We start from the raw sequence: 18,916 nt of genomic DNA, 5'->3' as shown, positions 1-18,916 counted from the left end.
AGCGATCGACCAAGACCGGGCTTTCAGGCCCGGTGGCTGCGACCGGAGCGATGGCCAACCGAATTGATGCGGCGAACGCGCATCGAACGGGTCGGGATTTCGGGAGCCGCGCAGGTCTCGTAGCTGGCCGGCTGGACGATGTCCTTGGCCTCGGCATAGCCCGACAGGTCGGCGGCGTCGTTGAGGATCGCCACCTCGTCGAACATCGCCATGCGCTGGTCGCAGAAGGCGGTGCCGGCCTTCAGGCCGCGATCGGACTGCACGTTGGCGAGCTGGGTGATGTAGTCGTCGTGCTCCTTCTGGGCAGAGCGGCCATAGGCGGTCTTGAAGTAGCGGTTCAGCGCCTCTTCCTGGCTGAGCAGGTCGGGGCGGAATTTCGCGACGAAGGCGTTGTAGCGCTCCTGCTGGTTGCATGACAGCGCGGTGACCATCAGCTCGCTCTTGAGGCCCTGCACGTCGAAGGCGGTACGGGCGGAATTCAACCCGCAGGTGGTGGCGTGCAGGTCGCTGACGGAACCCGCGCCGATCGCGGCGGCAAAGGTCGCGGCAAGGCCGGCGGCCAGATGGCGGAAACGGCGCTTGGCCGACAGGGCTTGGGACATCAACGCACACTCCGGTTGGGATGTCGGCATCGGATTATCGCAGCAGCCATTGGCAGGACTGGGCGGCAAAGGCAACCGCGGCCCGCCGGAAACCCGCCACGGCGCCACATCATGTTATGTCTGAAGCTGACCCCGTAATTGACGGATCGGCAAGGAGAAAGTATCGAAACTTCAGCGATCGAGGGTCGGTGTGGCCGAATCGCCGCAATGGATGGGGGCCTTGCCGGTCCGCGTTCATCGCTTTACCACGCTGCATTCCCTGACGGGCCTGTGCCCGGAACGACAACGAACCAGACAAAACCGGCTGTCCCTCCGCGGACGGTCATCTGTGGAGCGAAGCCTCGTGTCCCTCAACGCCGAGCGATCGAACGATATGAAGCCGCGCGCCGGGCTGAAGCTGGCCGCACCGTGCCTGGGATTGTCGCTGCTGGCCGGCTGCGCGCATCCGCAGATCCCCGTCGCCTCGCCGCCGGTCAATCCGTTCGCCGCGATCCGTGCCTCGGCGCTGTGCGAGGTCACGCCCGTGGCGATCGCGCCGAACGGCGCCGGCACGGCGAAGATGTCGGTGCGCAGCGATGACGGCGCCTGCGCGATCAAGGTCGCGCAGCCCGATGCCTCGTCCTATGGCTCATTCGTACTGACCACGCTGCCGGATCACGGCAAGGCGTTCATCTACAACTACTATAACGCGACCTATATCAGCTACACCGCCACCACCGCCTACGCGGGCGGTGATCACTTCGCGGTCAGCCTGATCCCCGGCCAGGGCCGTCCGCGCGTGCCGCTGTCGGTGGATGTCACCGTGCAGGCCGGCGTCGGCGTCGCTCCACCCGCCGAAGCGGCTCCGGCGCCGGTCGCGGCGCCGACCACGACGCATCGCAGCACGACGCATCACACCACGTCGAAGAAGAAGGCCGTCAAGAAAACCACCAGCAAATGACTGGTTGATCGATCACGCCGCCTGGGCGGCGTGATCGATCAGGGCGAGCAGACGATCGCGGCCGAGCCGGTCGCAGAAATCGCCGAAGCCCTCATGGTCGCGCCCCTGTTCGGCCCAGGCAGCGACCAGCGGCTCGAAGCTCGGGATCAGCTTGGCATCCGGTACCCGGTCGAGCAGCCGGAACGACAGCCGCGTGCCCTCGAAATCGCCCCCCACATAGAGCGCGTAATGCCCCGGCATCCGGCCAACCAGGCCGATATCGCCGGTATAGGTGCGTGCGCAGCCATTCGGGCAGCCGGTGATGCGAAGCGAGATCGACCGATCGGCACGGCCATATTTCGCCAGCAGCGCCTCGAACTGCAGCACCAGCGGCTCACGGACGCGCTCCGCCTCGTGCAGGGCGAGGCCGCAGGTCGGCAGCGCCGGACAGGCGAGCGCGAAGCGGGCGAGCGGGGTCAGCCGGCTCGCCGGCACGACGCCATGCCCGGCGAGGATTGCGTCGATCGCGTCGCGGTCCTCGGGGCGCGCATCCGACAGCAGCACGTCCTGCTGCGGCGTCATGATCGGCGCGACATGGCCGAACCGGGTGGCGATCTCGTGCAGCGCGCTGCGGAGCCGCACATTGGCCAGGCCCTCGCCGGCATCGGCGTCGTAATCGGCGATTCGGCCCGAGGGCACCGGCACACCGAGCCACCAGTTGCCATCGCCCTGTTCGTGCCAGCCGAGCAGATCAGGTACCGCAAGCGAGGGCAGGGCGGGCGGCGGGGTGAGCGGCTCGCCATAATACTCGGCCAGGGTGGCGATGATCCACTCGATGCCGCGGTCATGGACGACGTATTTCAGCCGTGCGCGCTTGCGGTCGGTGCGATCGCCATGGTCGCGCTGCAGGCGGATCACCGCTTCCACGATGTCGACCAGCCGGTCGGGCGGCACCACGCAGACCGGGGTGGCAAGGCGCGGGAAGGTGTCGGCACGATTATGGGTCATGCCCAGCCCGCCGCCGACGGCGATCAGGTAGCCGGTCAGCACATCGGCCTCATCGAACAGGGCGATGATGCCGAGATCCTGGGTCAGGACGTCGATCGTGTTGTCGCCAGGCAGGGCGATGCCGATCTTGAATTTTCTCGGCAGATAGGTCGGGCCGTAGAGCGGCTCGATCTCCTGCGGCTCGGGTGAGACCGGTTCCTCGTCGAGAAAGATCTCCGCATAGGCGCGGGTGCGCGGCAGCAGCACGCGCGAGAGATGCTCCGCATCGGCCTGCACCTGCGCATGGCGGGCGTCGCGCCGGGGGGCGGCGGTGGTCATCAAATTGCGCACCACATCGCCGCAGGCGGCCAGCGTGGTCAGCCCCGTATGGTTGATGTCGGCGATCGAGGCCTTGAGATCGCCCTTGAGGATGCCGTGGAACTGGATGCCCTGGCGGGTGGTGATGCGCAGGGTGGCGTTGGCATAGCGGTCGGCCAGCGCGTCGAAGGCGAGGTATTGCGCCGCCGTGAGCCGCCCGCCGGGCATACGCACGCGCACCATGAACTGGTAGTCCTTCTCCAGCTTGGCCTGCTTGCGGGCGGTGGCGGTGTCGCGGTCGAACTGCTCGTAGCTGCCGTGGAACTTGAGCAGGTTGTAGCCATCCTCCGAGACCTGGATCCCGCCCGCCGCCAGCTCGGCGGCAAGATCGCCACGCAGGAAGTCGCTGGCGGTCTTGAGTGTCTCGACGCCGGAAGGGGGGCGGGCGGGTGTGGTCATCGGACGATGCTTTCAGACAGGCTGCTTGACGAGGCGCAGATAGGGCTTGAGCGTCTTCCAGCCACCGGGGAACTTCGCCTTTGCGTCCTCGTCGGAGACCGATGGGGCGATGATGACGTCCTCACCCGGCGTCCAGTTGGCCGGGGTGGTGACCTTGTGACGGTCGGTGAGCTGGAGGCTGTCGATCACGCGCAGGATCTCGGCAAAATTGCGCCCGGCACTCGGCGGATAGGTCAGCGACAGACGCACCTTCTTGTTCGGGTCGATCACGAACACCGAACGCACGGTGATGGTCGGGTCGGCCTCGGGATGGACCATGCCATAGAGATTCGACACGGTGCGGTCGGGATCGGCGATCATCGGGAAGTTCACCGCCGTCCCTTGCGTCTCGGCGATATCGGCCTCCCAGCCGTGATGGCTGTCGACCGGGTCGACCGACAGGCCGATCACCTTGACGTTGCGCTTGTCCCAGTCCTCCTTCAGCGCCGCCACGGCGCCGAGTTCGGTGGTGCAGACCGGAGTGTAGTCTTTCGGGTGGCTGAACAGCACGCCCCAGGACGAGCCGAGCCACTCATGGAAGCGGATGCGTCCTTGGGTGGTGTCCTGCTCGAAATCCGGCGCGATCTGGCCAAGTTGCACGGTCATTGGGGTGGTCCGTCCCTGTCAGGTGAAGGCGTTGCGTTGGAAAGCGGCGCGACCAAAGCGCCAGAACTCCTCGTGCGTCAAGATAATGGACGACGCAATGGCGTGGATGGCGGGCAAATCACATACCCGCCATGTGACATTCAGATGGAGAAGCTGATCGGTTCCGCAAGAGGCCGCGCCAGACCCGCCGCCTCGGCGCGCCGCATCAGCTCGTCCAGGGTGAGCTTGGCCAGTCGGGCGCGCAGCTCGGTATCGAGCTCGCTCCAGAAAGGTTCGATCACCTCGACGAACAGCGGGCCCTTCGGCGTCTCTTCGGCCGGCGCATCGTCTTCCAGCACGCGGGTGATGATGTCGGCGATGGTGATGTCGCGGCGCGGATAGCCGAGGCGGTAGCCGCCACGCGGCCCACGCACGCTCTCCAGCAGCCCGCTGCGCGACAGCGTCTGCAGCAGCGGCTCGATTCCCCGCCGCGCCATGCCGGCGCGCTCCGCGATGTCGGCGGCACTGACCGTGCCCGAGCGCCCGGCATGGAAGGCCACATCGAGCATCACCGCCACAGCGGTCATCGCCCTGTCGCGTCTGAGCAGCATCATGCGGTCTGTCTCCCTCCGGGCTTTCACGTCACGAACGCGAGAATAACATCTCGAACGGGGATGATCTACGCGGCGTTTGCGTGTATTGAAAGGAGATGGCTCACAGCAAGACCCTCTCCAAGCGTCCCGCGACGCGCCCCGCCCCCGAAGCAACCCCGCGCGATGCGGTCGAGGCCGCCGTCTGGAGCGGCAAGCTCTCCGCCCCCCGCGGCCGGATCTACGACAACATCGTCGAGGCGGTCGGCGGAACGCCGCTGGTGCGCATTCCGCGGCTCGCCTGCGAGGACGCCGCCTGCGCCGACGTGATGCTCAAGCTGGAATTCTTCAACCCGCTCGGCTCGGTCAAGGACCGCATCGGGGCGGCGATGATCCTCAAGGCGGAGGCGGAAGGGCTGATCACACCCGGTCGCACCGTGCTGGTGGAGCCCACCTCCGGCAATACCGGCATCGCGCTCGCCTTCGTCGCCGCCTCGCGCGGCTACCGGCTGATCGTGACCATGCCGGAGGGTGCGTCGATCGAGCGGCGCAAGATGCTGCGGCTGATGGATGTGCAGCTCGAGCTCACCCCGGCCAAGCTCGGCATGGCGGGCGCGATCGCGCGCGCCAACGAGATCCTCGCCAACACGCCCGATTCGTGGATGCCGCGCCAGTTCGACAACCCCGCCAACCCCGAAATCCATGCACTGACGACCGCCGAGGAGATCTGGCGCGACACCGATGGCGGGGTCGATATCGTGGTGGCCGGCATCGGTACCGGCGGCACAGCGACCGGGATCGCGCGCGCGCTCAAGCCGCGCAAGCCTGGCCTGAAGGTGTTCGGGCTGGAGCCGGCCGAGAGCGCGGTGCTCAACGGCGACGAGCCGGGCCCACATGGCATCCAGGGCATCGGTCCGGGCTTCCGCCCAGGCGTGCTCGATCAGGGGCTGCTGGACGGGGTGCTGACGGTCAGCGAGCGCGAGGCGATCGCGGCGGCGCGGCGCTGCGCGCGAATCGAGGGGCTGCCGATCGGCATTTCCTCGGGCGCGGCGCTGCATGCGGCGCTGCGGCTGGCGGGGCAGGCGGAGAACGAGGGCAAGCAGATCATCGCCATCTCGCCCTCCTTCGCCGAGCGCTATCTGTCCACCTCGCTGTTCGCCGGGCTGGCGTAGGCCGCAGCGGCCGCCGGGGCGTCGCGCGGCAGGCTGATCCAGCGTTCCTCGAGCGAGGAGCGGCGCGCGGCGTCGGACAGCGCGGCGATCATCGCCGCCGAGTCGAAATCGACGATCGGCGTGCCATGGCCGGCGATGGCGCCGAGCAGCCGGGCGACCTCGATGGTCTTGAGGTCGCCAAAACCGATCTGATGGCCGGGTGCCGGGCAGAACGCGCCGTAGTCGCCATGCGCCGGACCGGCATGGAGGGTGCGGAAACCGCTGCGTCCGGGCGCCTCGCCGGCGCGATACAGGCGCAGCTCGTTGAAGCGTTCCTGGCTGAAGGACAGCCCGCCTCTGGTGCCGGCGATCTCGAAACCGAGCTGCATGTCGCGGCCCGAGGCGAGCCAGGTGGTGCAGACATGGGCGGTGAGCGGCCGGTCGTGGAAACGCAGCAGCATGTGCGCACTGTCGTCGATGGTCACCGGCAGCATCGTCCCCGGCCGGGCCGGATCGGGGCGGCGGTGGTGGATCGTATCGAGGCTGGCGAACACGCGCTCGACATCGCCGAGCAGGAAGCGGGCCATCGACAGCGCGTGGCTGCCGATATCGGCCAGCGCGCCGCCGGCCTGGTCGGGACGGCAGCGCCACGAGAACGGTGCCGCCGGATCGGCCATGAAATCCTCGGCATGGATGCCGCGATAGAAGGTGATCTCGCCGATCTCACCGCTGGCGACGATCTCGCGCGCGACCTGGAGCATCGGGTTGGCGAGGTAGTTGAAGCCGACTGCGGTAACGGTGCCGGCGGCCCGCGCGGCCGCGCACATGCGGGTGGCCTCGTCGAGCGTTACCGAGAGCGGCTTCTCGCAATAGACGTGCTTGCCCGCGGCAAGGGCGGCGAGCGCGATCGGCGCATGCAGCGCATTGGGGGTGGTGATGGCGACGAGATCCACGTTCGGGTCGGCGACGAGTTCGCGCCAGTCGTCGCAGGCGTGCTCGAAGCCGAGCGAGGCGGCGGCCCGGGTGGCGCCGTCCATCGTGGTATCGGCCAGCATCGACAGGCGCGGACGGAGGGGCAGGTCGAACAGCCCGCCGACGGCGCGGAAGGCCTGGGCGTGGGCGCGGCCCATGAAGCCGCTGCCGACCAGCCCGACGCCGATCGTGCCCGGGGAGGAGAGGGTGGCGATGCTCATCGGGGCGGGTCCTGTCAGGGCCGGTGGGCGCGGCGTTCGGCGACCGCGACGGCGAGGGTGGTGGCCAGCGCGAAGGTGGCCGAAAGGGAGCGGAAGCCGGCATGGTCGGTCTCGGCCACTTCCAGCCAGGTCTCGGCGAGCTGGGTCAGCGGCGAGAACGGGCTGTCGGTGATGGCGACCACGCGCGCGCCACCTTTCGCGGCGGCTGTGGCGAGGGCGAGCGTGTCGGCGGCATAGGGGGTGAAGCTGATGGCGAGCACCACGTCGCCCTCGCCAAGCAGATCGGCATGGCGTTCGGCGAGGCTGCCGGCATTGTCGAGACATTCGGCGCGTACGCCGAGCCGGCGCAGCGCATAGAGCAGGTAGAGCGCGACCGGATAGACGCGTCGGTTGCCGAGCAGCACGATGTTGCGAGCCTCGCACAGCAGCGCGATGCAGCGCTCCAGCGCCTCCGGCTCGACGGTCTGCTCGAGATGGTCGAGCGAGACGCGGGAGGCGTGCACGAAACCGGCCAGAAGCCCGGCCGGGGAGGGGTCGGCCGGGTCGGCCGCGTCGGGCTCGCCGAGCTGTTCGAGGCGCTCGCGATATTCCGGCCAGCGGCGCCGGGCATGGGCGCGGAACACCGCCTGAAGGTCGGAGAACCCCGAATAGCCGAGCGACTGCGCGAAGCGGACCAGCGTCGACGGCTGCACGCCGGCGGCCTGGGCGAGATCGGCGACGCGGGCGAAGGCGATCTCCTGCGGATGCGCCACGGCGTAGTCGGCGACCTGCACCAGCCGCTTGGGCATGTCGTCCCGCCGCGCGAGGATCAGTTCGCGCAGGCTCTTGAAGTCGCGCGGGGTCTCACCGGCGGGTTCGAGCGATCGGGACGACATGTCGGACAATGGGCAGGCTTCCCTTCAGCGGATCGCTTCGGCGGACAGCTTCTCGACCTTGGCCGCATCGGCCCTGGTGATCAGCGACGGGCCCGAGGCGATGTCGCCGCCCGGCTTCAGACCGTAACGTGCCTTCAGCGCTAGGAACACCACCGGCAGGTAACCCTGCAGATAGGGCTGCTGGTCGACGGCGAAGGCCGCCGAGCCGTCGGCGATGTCCTTGAGGAAGCCGGGTGAGAGGTCGAAGCTGGCGACATGCACCTTGCCGGTCAGGCCGAGATCCTTGACCGCCTGCACCGCGGTCTCGCCGCCCACCGTGGCGTTGAGGGCGATGATGCTGTCGATCGACGGATCGGCGCGCAGGGCTGCCGTGATCTTGGACTTGGTCACGCCGGGATCCATTTCCACCGGCAACGTCTTCGAGCTGCCGCCGAAACCCTCCGCGAAGCCGCTGCAGCGTTGCTCGAGGGCGACGTTGCCGACCTCCTGGTTGACGCAGATCGCATGCTTGCCGCCGGCTTCGGCCATGGCCTTTCCGGCCGCGCGGCCGGCGGTTTCCTCGTCCTGGCCGACATTGATCAGCGCGCCGACCTTGTGGCCTGTGGCGGGCGAGGAGTTGGTGGTGATGACCGGGATTCCAGACGCCTCCGCGCGCCGGATCGCACCGCCGAGCGCATCCGCATCCGGCACGGTGGTCACCAGACCGGCGGGGTGCTGATTGGTGGCCGCGGTGATCAGGTTGGCCATCTGGGTCATGTCGAACGTGTCGGGCTGACGGATGGTCAGATCGACATGCATCTGCTTCGCCGCGTCGTTCGCACCCTTCTTGATGACATTGTGGAACGGATCGGCCGCCTGGCCGTGATCGACGAAGATGATGGTGACCGGCTTGTCCTCGGCGCGCGCGCCTGCGCAGGCGACAAGTGCGACACCGGCCGCGAGCACGGCGCCGAGTGTGAAACGTTTCATCTGTGAGGTTCTCCCGATTTCGCTTTGTTTTTTGTTTTCGACCTGATCCTTCCGGCGCATTCGCCGAACAGGATTTCAGACCGTGCCGCCGAGTTCTGCAGACAGACTCTGCAACTCCTTGCCACCCGCCATCAGCGTCTGCAGTTCGTCCATGCTGGTCTCATGCTTGCGCCAGGCGCCGAGCGTGCGGCCGCGGTTGAGCACGGTGAAGGCATCGCCGACCGCAAACGCATGACGGACATTGTGGGTGATGAAGATCACGCCGAGCCCGGCGGCGCGGACGTGATCGATGTATTTCAGCACCATCGAGGTCTGCGCCACGCCGAGGGCCGAGGTGGGCTCGTCGAGGATCAGCACCTTTGCGCCGAAATAGACGGCGCGGGCGATGGCGACACATTGCCGCTCGCCGCCCGACAGCGTGCCGACCGCCTGGTCGGGGTCGCGCACGTCGATGCCGATCTTGCGCATCTCCGCGTGGGTGACGTCGCGGCAATGGGCGAAATCGACCCGCCGGAATGGAAAGACGCCGCGCACCGGCTCGCGTCCCATGAAGAAATTGCGCGTCACCGACATCAGCGGGATCATCGCCAGATCCTGGAACACGGTGGCGATGCCGGCCTCGAGCGCGTCGCGGGGGCCGGAGAACTGTGCGGGCCTGCCTTCGACGAGGAAGCGGCCCGAGGTCGGCCGGTGCACGCCCGACAGCGTCTTGATCAGGGTCGACTTGCCCGCGCCGTTGTCGCCGAGCAGGCAGAGCACCTCGCCGGCATTGAGCGTGAGCGACACGCCGGCGAGCGCGATGACATGGCCGAATTCCTTGCGCACGTCATTGATCTCGATCAGCGGTGTGCCGCGCGGTGGCAGCTCGGTGGGGGATTGGTGGTGATGCATCATCATGCCGTCCATGACCTCATGTCCTCCCGATCAGCGCTCGCCGGTGACCTTGCGCCGGAGCTGGTTGTTGAAGATGACCGCGATCAGCAGCATCGCGCCGAGGAAGACCTGGAACCAGTCGCTGTCGAACTGTGTGTAGGTCAGGCCGATCGAGACGGTGCCGAAGATGACCGAGCCGAAGAACGCGCCCACCGCCGAGCCGTAGCCTCCGGTGAGCAGGCAGCCGCCGATCACCGCGGCGATCACCGCCTGGAATTCCTTCTGCTGGCCGCGCATCGCATCGGTCGAGCCGGCATCGAGTACGGTCAGGATCGCGACAAGTGCCGCGGCAACCGACGAGAAAACGAACAAACCGGTCTTGACCCGGTCCACCGGCACGCCGGAATTGCGCGCCGCGTTGGAATCACCGCCGGAGGCGAAGATCCAGTTGCCGAGCCGCGTGCGCAGCAGCACCCAGGTGGCGAGCGCGGTGAACACCACGAACCACACCACCGCGATCGGGATTCCCTGCGTCGCCGGCGAGCCGTCAGGCAGTGAGGCGACGATGCCATGATGCGCCAGCCAGCCGAACAGTCCGGAGAACGCAGAGCCGGAGAATAGCGGCCGGATCAGGCTGTCGGCACTGGCATCGGTGAAGCCGCGCATCTGTGTGGAGCCTCCGGTGACGATCTTGAGGCCGACCAGCGACAGGCCGCGCAGGATGAACAGGAAGGCCAGCGTCACGATGAAGGAGGGCAGGCGGGTGCGGATCACCAGCTGGCCGTTGAGGGCACCGATCAGCCCGGCGGCGACCAGAGTGCCGGCGATGGCGACCGGCAGCGGCAGGTGCCAGCTCACCAGCAGCACACCGAACACCAGCCCGGCGAAGGCGACCATCGAACCGATCGAGAGATCGAACTCGCCACCGATCATCAGCAGCGAAGCGGCGATGGCCATGATGCCGAGCTGGGCGGCGGGATTGAGCACGCTCATCAGGCCGTCGAGGCTGAACATCGACGCGCTGGCGGTGACGGCGAAGAACGCCACCACGACGATCAGGCCGCCGATCGCGCCAAGCTCGGGGCGGCGCATGAGCTGGGTGAACGCACCGGTCTGGCGCAGCCGCTCGTCACGGTCAGCGGCCGGAGCGGTGGCGGGCATGGCGGCGTCGATGGTGCGGTCGATCGTCCCTGGGGTCATGGGCGTGCTCCCGTCGCGTGGAGGTGCTGTGGTGGCGGGCCTTCTGAACGTGCCCTGGAATAGAACGCCTATTCCGTCCGTATGCATTCGATGTCAACTGACTTCCGCGAAGTCATCGAAACACGCGGCGTTTTCTGCAGTGCACAAAATGGAACGGAAATTCTATTCCGTATTGACCATCCAGCGGAACGGGTCCATGCATCCGGCCAAGCCAGCAGGAGGGCAGCCATGTCGAAGCATGACATCGACGTCGTCACCATCGGTCGCGCGTCCGTCGACCTTTATGGTCAGCAGATCGGCGGCCGGCTGGAGGACATGGCGAGCTTCTCCAAGGCGGTCGGCGGCTGCCCGGCCAACATCGCCATCGGCACCGCACGTCTCGGCCTGCGCTCGGCGCTCATCACCCGCGTGGGCGACGAGGCGTTCGGCCGCTTCATCCGCGAGCAGATGGCGCGCGAGGGGGTGGTCACCGACGGCATCCACACCGATCCCGCCCGGCTGACTGCGCTCGCGATCCTCGGTGTGCGCGATGCCGATACCTTCCCGCTGATCTTCTACCGTAGCGACTGTGCCGATGCCGCCCTCGACGAGAGCGACATCGACGCAGGCCTGCTCGCCCGTACGCGCTCGGTGCTGGTCACAGGCACGCATTTCTCCAAGCCCGCCTCCGCCGCCGCCCAGCTCGCGGCGATGCGCCTGGTGCGCGGCCAGGGTGGCCGGGTGATCCTCGATATCGACTATCGCCCGAACCTGTGGGGCCTGGCCGGGCACGATGCCGGCGAGCAGCGCTTCATCGCGTCGGATTTCGTCACCCGTGAACTCTCGCCCGTGCTGGGGTCCTGCGATCTCATCGTCGGCACCGAGGAGGAGATCCACATCGCCGGCGGCAGCTCCGACACGCTCGCCGCGCTGCGCTCGATCCGCCTGCGCGCGCCGGGCGCGACCATCGTGTGCAAGCGCGGTGCGCTGGGTTGCGTGGTCTATGAGGGTGCGATTCCCGACCGCATCGAGGATGGCGCCCAGGGCCGAGGCTTTCCGATCGAGGTCTACAACACGCTCGGGGCGGGCGATGCCTTCCTGTCGGGATTCCTGCGCGGCTGGCTGCGCGACGAACCCCTGACCCAGGCCTGTGCGCGGGCCAATGCGTGCGGTGCCATTGCTGTGTCGCGCCTGCTGTGCTCGCCGGAGATCCCCTCCGAGGTCGAGCTCGATCATTTCCTCGTTCATGGCAGCAAGCTGCGGGCGCTGCGCCACGATGCGGCGCTCAATCACCTGCACTGGGTGACGACACGCCCGGCAGCTCCCGAGCGGATCATCGCGCTGGCCTGCGACCATCGCATCCAGCTCGAGGCGATCGCCGACGAGGTGGGTGCGGATCGCCGCCGCATCGCCGCGTTCAAGGTGCTGGCAGTGCGTGCGGCCCGCCTGGTGGCCGAGGCGCATGGCGGCGCGGCCGAAGGCGGGTTCGGCATGTTTCTCGACGGGCGCTATGGCCGTGACGCGCTGTTCGCCGCCTCGCATGCCGGTCTGTGGACCGCGCGGCCGGTGGAGCGCACGGGCTCACGGCCGCTGGAGTTCGAGGGCGGCCCGGACGGTGCCACACCGGGCAGCCTGGCGGCGGCGATGATCGAATGGCCGACCGCACAGGTGGCGAAATGCCTCTGCTTTGCCCATCCCGACGACCCCGAAGAGCTGATGACGCGCCAGATCCGCGAGCTGCAGCGTGTCCAGGACGCCTGCCGCCGACAGGGTCGTGACCTGTTGATCGAGATCATCGCCGGCAAGAATGGCGCGCTTGCCTCCGACACCGTCGCCCGCGTCGTCGAGCGCTTCTATGCCGCCGGACTGAAGCCTGACTGGTGGAAGCTGGAGCCGCAGCGCGATCCCGCCGCCTGGGCGCAGATCGAGCGGGTGATCGCAGCGCATGATCCGTTCTGCCGCGGTATCGTCGTGCTTGGCCTCGATGCGCCCCTCGATGAGCTGGTCGCCTCCTTTGCCGCCTGTGCGGGTCAGGCGCGGGTGAAGGGGTTCGCCATCGGGCGCAGCATCTTCGCCGCTCCGGCGCGCGACTGGCTGGCCGGGCGGATCGATGACGATCTCGCCGTCACCCGCATGGCGGAGACCTTCGCGGGGCTGGTGCGCGCCTGGGACTGTCGCGGCGATGCGACCCATGACTGTGCGGCCGAGCGGGCGGCGTGAGGGTTCGGGAGAGATCGTGATGTCGACAGTCAGACTGACCACCGCCCAGGCATTGGTGCGCGCGATGCAGGCGCAGTTCGTCGAGATCGACGGCGAGGAACAGCCGATGTTCGCCGGCGTGTGGGCGATCTTTGGTCACGGCAACGTCGCCGGGCTGGGCGAGGCGCTCTATGGCGCGCGCGACAGCCTGCCGACGCTGCGCGCGCATAACGAACAGGCGATGGTGCATGCCGCGATTGCCTTCGCCAAGACCGCACGCCGCAAGCGGATGATGGCCTGCACCACATCGATCGGGCCGGGCGCGCTCAACATGGTGACGGCCGCCGCCGTGGCGCATGTCAATCGTCTGCCGGTCCTGCTGCTGCCCGGCGACGTGTTCGCCGACCGCAAGCCCGATCCCGTCCTTCAGCAGATCGAGGATTTCGGCGATGGCACCGTCAGCGCCAATGACTGTTTCCGGCCGGTCTCGCGTTATTTCGACCGGCTGACCCGCCCCGAGCAGCTGGTGCCGGCCTTCCAGCGTGCGATCGCGGTGCTGACCGATCCGGCAGAATGCGGCCCGGTCACGCTGGCATTGTGCCAGGACGTGCAGGCGCAGGCCTGGGACTTTCCGCAATCCCTGTTCGAGCGCCGTGTGCATCGCCCCCGCCGCACGCGCCCTGATCTGGGCGAGCTGGGCGCTGCGATCGCGGCGCTGCGCGGTGCGCGTCGGCCGCTCGCGGTGGCCGGCGGCGGCGTGCTGTATTCGGGAGCCGAGCAGCGCCTGGCTGATTTCTGCGCAGCGCACGGTGTCCCGGTGGCGGAGACGCAGGCCGGCAAGTCGGCGATCGCCGACGATCATGCACTCAATCTCGGGGCGATCGGCGTGACCGGCACCGAGGCTGCCAACGACGCGGCGCGCGAGGCGGACGTCGTGCTGGCCGTCGGCACGCGGCTGCAGGATTTCACCTCTGGTTCCAACGCCCTGTTCGCGGCCGATGCGATCATCATCGGACTGAACACGCAGGCCTTCGATGCGGCCAAGCATGGCGCGCTGCCGCTGGTCGGCGATGCGCGCACGGGGCTCGACGAGGTTGCTGCCGGCTTGGGCGGGTGGACGGCCGATCCGGGCTGGACGGCGCGCGTGCAGGGCGCGCGCATTTCCTGGCGGCGCTTCGCCGATGGCGTTCTCGACGCGGCCCCTTCGGAAGGCACGCGTCCGACCGACGCGCAGGTGGTCGGCGCGGTGCTGCGCGGGGCGGCGGCGTCCGACATCGTGGTCTGTGCCGCCGGCGGGCTGCCGGGCGAGCTGCACAAATTGTGGCGGGCCGGTCAGCCGGGCGGCTACCATCTCGAATACGGCTTTTCCTGCATGGGCTACGAGATTGCCGGCGGGCTGGGCGCGAAAATGGCCGCACCGGAGCGCGAGGTCATCGTCATGGTCGGCGACGGCTCCTACATGATGATGAATTCCGAGCTTGCCACCGCCTGCGCCTTTGGCCTGCGGCTGATCGTCGTGCTGCTCGACAATCACGGCTATGGCTGCATCGACCGGTTGCAGCGCTCCACCGGCTGCCCGTCGTTCAACAATCTGTGGCAGGCCGCACCGTCCTATGTGAACCTGCCGGCGATCGATTTCGCCGCGCACGCGGCGGCCCAGGGCGCGCATGCGGTCAAGGCCGGCGATCTTGGCGTTCTGGCGGAGGCGATCGCTGCGGCCCGCGACCGCGAGGGTCCGAGCGTGGTGGTGATCGACACTGATCCCGCCCACACCACGGGCGCAGGCGGCGCGTGGTGGGATGTGGCGGTGCCGGAGCTCTCCGAACTCGACACGGTGCGCGCGGCGCGTTCGCGCTACCTGGCCGCACGCGCGGCCCAGGTCTGAATTCACGCCTGAACATCAAGCATAAGACAGATCGGGAAAGTCCACGACGATGACAGTCAGGATCGGCAGCAATCCCATCGGCTGGTCAAATGACGACCTGCCGGAGCTCGGCGGCGAGACGCCGCTGGCCACCTGCCTCGCCGAGGCGCGCGAGGCCGGTTACGAGGGCATGGAACTCGGCAACAAGTTTCCGCGCGAGCCCGCTGCATTGCGTGCCGCACTCGAGCCCTTCGCGCTGGCCTGTGTGTCGGGCTGGTATTCGACCGCGCTGATCGAGCGCGACGCGGAAGCCGAATACGAGGCGGCGCGCGCGCATGTCGCGCTGCTGCGCGAGATGGGCTGCGACGTGATGATCGTCTGCGAGACCACGCGCAGCGTGCATACCGATCGTGCCACCCCGCTGTCGCGCCGCCCGCGCATGAGCGAGGCGGAATGGGCGATCTTCTTGCCCCGGCTTGATGCGTTCGCAAGGCTGCTCCACGCGCGCGACGGTCTGCGTCTGGCCTATCACCATCACATGGGCACCGTGGTGCAGGATGGCGCCGAGATCGACCGCATGATGCAGGGCACGTCCGAGGACGTCAGCCTGCTGCTGGACACCGGCCATGCGCTGTGGGGCGGTACTGATCCGGCCGCACTGGCGCGACGCTGGCGCGGGCGCATCGCTCATGTGCACACCAAGGATGTTCGCCCCGCGATCCGCGCGGAAGCGGAGGCCGCCGATCTGAGCTTCCTCGATGCGGTGATCGCAGGCGTCTATACCGTGCCGGGCGACGGCAGCATCGATTACGATGCGGTGTTCGCCGAACTGCCCGGCTATCGCGGCTGGGTGGTGGTGGAGGCCGAGCAGGACCCGGCCCGCGCGAACCCGCTCGAATATGCGCGCAAGGGGCATCATCATCTGACTGGAGTGCTGGAACGGGCGGGGCTGAAATGAGCCCGCTGCTGCGCCATCCCGCCGCCGGACGACAGCTCCAGCGGATCACCGCGCGGGACGCGGGCTGGTCGCATGTGGGCTTCGAGGTGATGCGCCTCGCCGCCGGCGAGACATTCGAGCGCGATGGCGATGTCCACAACGAGTTGTGCCTGGTGATCGTCGAGGGGTTCGGCGTGCTCGAAGGCGGCGGTCTCGCCACCGGTCGGACCGGCCGCGAGACCCCGTTCGATCCCACGCCGGACTGCCTGTATCTGCCGCCGCGCACGCTGTTCAAGGTGACGGCAGAAACCACGCTGGAACTCGCGATCTGCGCCGCACCCGCGACGGGGCGGCTGCCGGCGCGGATCATCGCCGCCGGCGAGAATGCCGAGCTGGTGCGTGGCACCGGCACCAACACCCGCATCGTGCGCAACATCATGCCCGAGGATGCGCCCGGCGAGCAGTTGCTGGTGGTGGAGGTGGTGACCCCCGGCGGCCACTGGTCGTCCTACCCGCCGCACAAGCACGACACGGCGAGCGAGACCGAGACCTATCTGGAAGAGAGCTACTACCATCGCCTCAGGCTGGGACGCGGGTTTGCCGTCCAGCGCGTGTACACCGACGATCTCTCGCTCGACGAGACACTGGCGGTGGGGGATCGCGACGTGGTGCTGGTGCCGCGCGGCTATCATCCGGTCGGTGCGCCGCACGGCTTTGATCTGTATTATCTCAACGTGATGGCCGGACCGGTGCGCGCCTGGAAATTCACCATGGCGCCCGAACACGCGCACCTGCCCTACTGAGCACGAGGAAAGCGACGCATGGACATGCAGACATCATCATCGGCGCTGGTTTCGCACTGGATCGACGGCGCTCCGGCGACCTCCCGCAGCCCGCGCCGTGCCCCGGTGTTCAATCCCTCGACCGGGGCCGTCGCCCGTGAGGTCGTGCTGGGTGACGCCGCCGATCTCGATGCTGCCGTCGCCGCCGCGCGCGCCGCCTTCCCCTCCTGGGCCGCGACCCCGCCGCTGGCCCGCGCCCGGGTGATGTTCCGCCTGCGCGACCTCATCGAGCGCCACGCGAAAGATCTCGCCGCCATCATCTCGGCCGAGCACGGCAAGGTGCTGTCCGACGCGCTCGGCGAGGTCACCCGCGGCATGGAGGTGGTGGAATACGCGACCTCGATCCCCGAGGTGCTGAAAGGCGAGTTCACCGAACAGGTCGGACGCGACATCGACGCCTACAGCTTCCGCCAGCCGCTCGGCGTGGTGGCCGGCATCACCCCGTTCAACTTTCCCGTGATGGTGCCGCTGTGGATGGCGCCGATGGCGATCGCCACCGGCAACTGCTTCATCCTCAAGCCTTCCGAGCGCGACCCCTCCGCCGCGCTGCGGCTCGCCGAGCTGTTCGCCGAGGCCGGGCTGCCGAAGGGCGTGTTCCAGGTCCTGCACGGTGACAAGGACATGGTCGAGGCGATCCTCGCCCATCCCGGCATCGAGGCGGTGAGCTTTGTCGGCTCCACCCCGATCGCGCGCCACATCCACCAGACCGCCACCGCGCACGGCAAGCGCGTGCAGGCGCTCGGGGGGGCGAAGAACCATGCCGTGATCATGCCCGACTGCGATCTCGACCGCACCGTCGATGCGCTGATGGGCGCGGCCTACGGCTCGGCCGGCGAGCGCTGCATGGCGATCTCGGTCGCCGTTGCGGTGGGCGCGGTCGCCGATCCGCTGGTCGCGGCCCTCGCACCGAGGGTGCGCGCGCTGCACATCGGTGTGTCGACCGATCCGCAGGCCGAGATGGGCCCGCTGGTCACCGCGGCACATCGCGACCGCGTGCGCTCCTATGTCGATGCCGGCGTCGAGGAGGGTGCGAAGCTGGTCGTCGACGGGCGGGGATTCCATCAGCAGGGGCTCGATGAGGGGTTCTTCACCGGAGGCTCGCTGTTCGATGACGTGACCCCAGCGATGCGGATCTACCGCGAGGAGATCTTCGGGCCCGTGCTGAGCGTGGTGCGTGTGCCGGACTTCGCTGCGGCACTCGAGCTGACCAACGCGCACGAATTCGGCAACGGCACGGCGATCTTCACCCGCGACGGCGATTGCGCGCGCGCGTTCGTGCATGGCGTGCAGGCCGGCATGGTGGGGGTGAACGTGCCGATCCCGGTGCCGATGGCGTTTCATTCGTTCGGCGGCTGGAAGGCGTCGCTGTTCGGCGATCACCACATGCACGGGCCCGAGGGCGTGCGCTTCTACACCAAGCTCAAGGCCGTCACCTCGCGATGGCCGCAGGGCGCGCGGGCTGGCGCGGAATTCACCATGCCGACGCTGGGGTGAGGGCGGCGCGCGATGCCCGGACCCTCCTCGTTTCCGCTTGCCGTCTGCGCGGAGATGGTGTTTCGCCATCTCCCTCTCGTCGAGCGCGTGCAACGCATCACCGAACTCGGCTTCGCGGTTGAGATCTGGGACTGGACACGCCACGACATCGACGCGCTGGCCGCCAGCGGTGCGACCTTCTCGTCGATGACCGGCTACGTCTCCGGCCGCCTCGCCGACGATGACGGGGCCGACGAGTTGCTGCGAACCGCGACGCTGTCGATTCCGGTTGCACAGCGTCTCGGCATCCCGCGCCTCAACCTGCACGGCACCGGCCTCGATCGCGATGGCCGGCCGGTGCGTCCCGCGAGCCATGTCAGCGGCGCGATGTGGCTCAAGGCGCAGCACACGCTGGAGCGCATCGCCGAACTCGGGCGGCGGCACGGGGTGATGTTCGTGCTGGAGAACCTCAACGCCCCCGTCGATCACCCCGGCGTGCCGTTCGGCCGCGCCGAGGACTGTCTCGCTCTGGTGCGGGCGGTCGATCGCCCGGAGCTGCGGCTGATGCTCGATCTGTACCATGCCCAGATCGGGGAGGGGAACCTGATCGCGCTGATCCGCGCCGCATTGCCGTGGATCGGCGAGATCCAGGTCGCCGACGTTCCCGGCCGCTGCGAGCCCGGCACCGGCGAGATCAACTACCCGGCGATCGCGGCGGAGTTGCTGCGCCTGGGCTATTGCGGCCCGATCGGGCTGGAAGCCTTCGCCTCCACCGAGGACGAGCTCGCGCTGGCGCGGTTCCGCGACAGTTTCACCGTGCCAGGCAGTGTGGCCGCCGCCTGTGCCGCGGCCTGAGCCATCT

General features: G+C 68.4%; 17 protein-coding genes. 8 read left to right on the top strand and 9 right to left on the bottom strand.

Annotated features, from left to right (window positions below; all coding sequences use genetic code 11):
• Positions 1 to 23: 23 nt before the first annotated feature.
• Complete coding sequence (locus tag FHR90_RS11730) at positions 24 to 602, bottom strand: hypothetical protein (RefSeq protein WP_246330224.1); 579 nt, start codon at positions 600 to 602, stop codon at positions 24 to 26.
• A 190-nt stretch (positions 603 to 792) separates the two neighbouring features.
• On the opposite strand from FHR90_RS11730, the gene FHR90_RS11725 reads away from it, so the two are divergent.
• On the top strand, positions 793 to 1,542 hold the full coding sequence (locus tag FHR90_RS11725; protein ID WP_246330223.1) for a hypothetical protein: 750 nt from the start codon (positions 793 to 795) through the stop codon (positions 1,540 to 1,542).
• 12 nt (positions 1,543 to 1,554) lie between these two features.
• Here FHR90_RS11725 and FHR90_RS11720 read toward each other — a convergent pair whose 3' ends face one another.
• The 3 genes from FHR90_RS11720 to FHR90_RS11710 all read right to left on the bottom strand — a co-directional run bounded on the left by FHR90_RS11720 (position 1,555) and on the right by FHR90_RS11710 (position 4,520).
• Positions 1,555 to 3,285, bottom strand: a complete 1,731-nt coding sequence (locus tag FHR90_RS11720) for an NADPH-dependent assimilatory sulfite reductase hemoprotein subunit (RefSeq protein WP_183275291.1) — start codon at positions 3,283 to 3,285, stop codon at positions 1,555 to 1,557.
• A 12-nt stretch (positions 3,286 to 3,297) separates the two neighbouring features.
• Complete coding sequence (locus FHR90_RS11715) at positions 3,298 to 3,930, bottom strand: peroxiredoxin (RefSeq protein WP_176622699.1); 633 nt, start codon at positions 3,928 to 3,930, stop codon at positions 3,298 to 3,300.
• Between the two features lie 140 nt (positions 3,931 to 4,070).
• Positions 4,071 to 4,520 carry an RrF2 family transcriptional regulator gene (locus tag FHR90_RS11710; RefSeq protein ID WP_176622707.1) on the bottom strand — a complete coding sequence of 150 codons (450 nt, stop codon included), beginning with the start codon at positions 4,518 to 4,520 and terminating at the stop codon, positions 4,071 to 4,073.
• A 98-nt stretch (positions 4,521 to 4,618) separates the two neighbouring features.
• On the opposite strand from FHR90_RS11710, the gene cysK reads away from it, so the two are divergent.
• Complete coding sequence (gene cysK / locus FHR90_RS11705; RefSeq protein ID WP_176622697.1) at positions 4,619 to 5,671, top strand: cysteine synthase A; 1,053 nt, start codon at positions 4,619 to 4,621, stop codon at positions 5,669 to 5,671.
• Here cysK and FHR90_RS11700 read toward each other — a convergent pair.
• The 5 genes from FHR90_RS11700 to FHR90_RS11680 form a co-directional block, all read right to left on the bottom strand.
• Complete coding sequence (locus tag FHR90_RS11700; protein ID WP_176622695.1) at positions 5,635 to 6,843, bottom strand: Gfo/Idh/MocA family protein; 1,209 nt, start codon at positions 6,841 to 6,843, stop codon at positions 5,635 to 5,637. The genes cysK and FHR90_RS11700 overlap by 37 nt on opposite strands.
• Before the next feature lie 14 nt (positions 6,844 to 6,857).
• Positions 6,858 to 7,718: a MurR/RpiR family transcriptional regulator gene (locus tag FHR90_RS11695; RefSeq protein WP_176622693.1), complete on the bottom strand. Its 861-nt coding sequence runs from the start codon at positions 7,716 to 7,718 to the stop codon at positions 6,858 to 6,860.
• Between the two features lie 24 nt (positions 7,719 to 7,742).
• Positions 7,743 to 8,687, bottom strand: a complete 945-nt coding sequence (locus tag FHR90_RS11690; RefSeq protein WP_176622690.1) for a sugar ABC transporter substrate-binding protein — start codon at positions 8,685 to 8,687, stop codon at positions 7,743 to 7,745.
• Between the two features lie 75 nt (positions 8,688 to 8,762).
• Positions 8,763 to 9,593 carry an ATP-binding cassette domain-containing protein gene (locus FHR90_RS11685; RefSeq protein WP_246330222.1) on the bottom strand — a complete coding sequence of 277 codons (831 nt, stop codon included), beginning with the start codon at positions 9,591 to 9,593 and terminating at the stop codon, positions 8,763 to 8,765.
• Positions 9,594 to 9,611: 18 nt separating this feature from the next.
• Positions 9,612 to 10,760, bottom strand: a complete 1,149-nt coding sequence (locus FHR90_RS11680) for an ABC transporter permease (RefSeq protein ID WP_218061964.1) — start codon at positions 10,758 to 10,760, stop codon at positions 9,612 to 9,614.
• A gap of 228 nt (positions 10,761 to 10,988) precedes the next feature.
• Between FHR90_RS11680 and FHR90_RS11675 the strand changes: the two genes are divergently transcribed.
• The 6 genes from FHR90_RS11675 to FHR90_RS11650 are packed head-to-tail and all read left to right on the top strand — an operon-like array spanning position 10,989 to position 18,909.
• Positions 10,989 to 12,959, top strand: coding sequence for a bifunctional 5-dehydro-2-deoxygluconokinase/5-dehydro-2-deoxyphosphogluconate aldolase (locus FHR90_RS11675; RefSeq protein WP_183275290.1), 1,971 nt, complete (start codon positions 10,989 to 10,991; stop codon positions 12,957 to 12,959).
• A 19-nt stretch (positions 12,960 to 12,978) separates the two neighbouring features.
• Positions 12,979 to 14,823, top strand: a complete 1,845-nt coding sequence (gene iolD / locus FHR90_RS11670; protein ID WP_221188265.1) for a 3D-(3,5/4)-trihydroxycyclohexane-1,2-dione acylhydrolase (decyclizing) — start codon at positions 12,979 to 12,981, stop codon at positions 14,821 to 14,823.
• Between the two features lie 49 nt (positions 14,824 to 14,872).
• Positions 14,873 to 15,760 carry a myo-inosose-2 dehydratase gene (gene iolE, locus FHR90_RS11665; protein WP_176622131.1) on the top strand — a complete coding sequence of 296 codons (888 nt, stop codon included), beginning with the start codon at positions 14,873 to 14,875 and terminating at the stop codon, positions 15,758 to 15,760.
• Entirely contained in the window at positions 15,757 to 16,542 is a 786-nt protein-coding gene (gene iolB / locus FHR90_RS11660; protein ID WP_176622132.1) for a 5-deoxy-glucuronate isomerase, read from the top strand. The genes iolE and iolB overlap by 4 nt, the downstream gene beginning before the upstream one ends.
• Before the next feature lie 18 nt (positions 16,543 to 16,560).
• The gene (locus FHR90_RS11655; RefSeq protein ID WP_246330221.1) at positions 16,561 to 18,075 is read left to right on the top strand and encodes a CoA-acylating methylmalonate-semialdehyde dehydrogenase; all 1,515 of its coding nucleotides are present in this window, start codon (positions 16,561 to 16,563) and stop codon (positions 18,073 to 18,075) included.
• 12 nt (positions 18,076 to 18,087) lie between these two features.
• The gene (locus FHR90_RS11650; protein ID WP_176622133.1) at positions 18,088 to 18,909 is read left to right on the top strand and encodes a TIM barrel protein; all 822 of its coding nucleotides are present in this window, start codon (positions 18,088 to 18,090) and stop codon (positions 18,907 to 18,909) included.
• Positions 18,910 to 18,916: the final 7 nt, after the last annotated feature.

Source organism: Endobacter medicaginis, from assembly GCF_014192375.1.
Lineage (GTDB): Bacteria > Pseudomonadota > Alphaproteobacteria > Acetobacterales > Acetobacteraceae > Endobacter > Endobacter medicaginis.
This window is presented reverse-complemented; position numbering and strand designations above follow the sequence as displayed.

What these genes read in the sequence shown, in the direction of transcription:
- iolD (WP_221188265.1), top strand. Translation starts at nt 12,979, where the DNA reads ATGTCGACAGTCAGACTGACCACCGCCCAGGCATTGGTGCGCGCGATG.
- FHR90_RS11695 (WP_176622693.1), bottom strand. Translation starts at nt 7,718, where the DNA reads ATGTCGTCCCGATCGCTCGAACCCGCCGGTGAGACCCCGCGCGACTTC.
- FHR90_RS11720 (WP_183275291.1), bottom strand. Translation starts at nt 3,285, where the DNA reads ATGACCACACCCGCCCGCCCCCCTTCCGGCGTCGAGACACTCAAGACC.
- FHR90_RS11655 (WP_246330221.1), top strand. Translation starts at nt 16,561, where the DNA reads ATGGACATGCAGACATCATCATCGGCGCTGGTTTCGCACTGGATCGAC.
- FHR90_RS11680 (WP_218061964.1), bottom strand. Translation starts at nt 10,760, where the DNA reads ATGACCCCAGGGACGATCGACCGCACCATCGACGCCGCCATGCCCGCC.
- FHR90_RS11715 (WP_176622699.1), bottom strand. Translation starts at nt 3,930, where the DNA reads ATGACCGTGCAACTTGGCCAGATCGCGCCGGATTTCGAGCAGGACACC.
- FHR90_RS11700 (WP_176622695.1), bottom strand. Translation starts at nt 6,843, where the DNA reads ATGAGCATCGCCACCCTCTCCTCCCCGGGCACGATCGGCGTCGGGCTG.
- FHR90_RS11675 (WP_183275290.1), top strand. Translation starts at nt 10,989, where the DNA reads ATGTCGAAGCATGACATCGACGTCGTCACCATCGGTCGCGCGTCCGTC.
- FHR90_RS11650 (WP_176622133.1), top strand. Translation starts at nt 18,088, where the DNA reads ATGCCCGGACCCTCCTCGTTTCCGCTTGCCGTCTGCGCGGAGATGGTG.
- cysK (WP_176622697.1), top strand. Translation starts at nt 4,619, where the DNA reads ATGGCTCACAGCAAGACCCTCTCCAAGCGTCCCGCGACGCGCCCCGCC.
- FHR90_RS11690 (WP_176622690.1), bottom strand. Translation starts at nt 8,687, where the DNA reads ATGAAACGTTTCACACTCGGCGCCGTGCTCGCGGCCGGTGTCGCACTT.
- iolE (WP_176622131.1), top strand. Translation starts at nt 14,873, where the DNA reads ATGACAGTCAGGATCGGCAGCAATCCCATCGGCTGGTCAAATGACGAC.
- FHR90_RS11710 (WP_176622707.1), bottom strand. Translation starts at nt 4,520, where the DNA reads ATGCTGCTCAGACGCGACAGGGCGATGACCGCTGTGGCGGTGATGCTC.
- iolB (WP_176622132.1), top strand. Translation starts at nt 15,757, where the DNA reads ATGAGCCCGCTGCTGCGCCATCCCGCCGCCGGACGACAGCTCCAGCGG.
- FHR90_RS11730 (WP_246330224.1), bottom strand. Translation starts at nt 602, where the DNA reads ATGTCCCAAGCCCTGTCGGCCAAGCGCCGTTTCCGCCATCTGGCCGCC.
- FHR90_RS11685 (WP_246330222.1), bottom strand. Translation starts at nt 9,593, where the DNA reads ATGGACGGCATGATGATGCATCACCACCAATCCCCCACCGAGCTGCCA.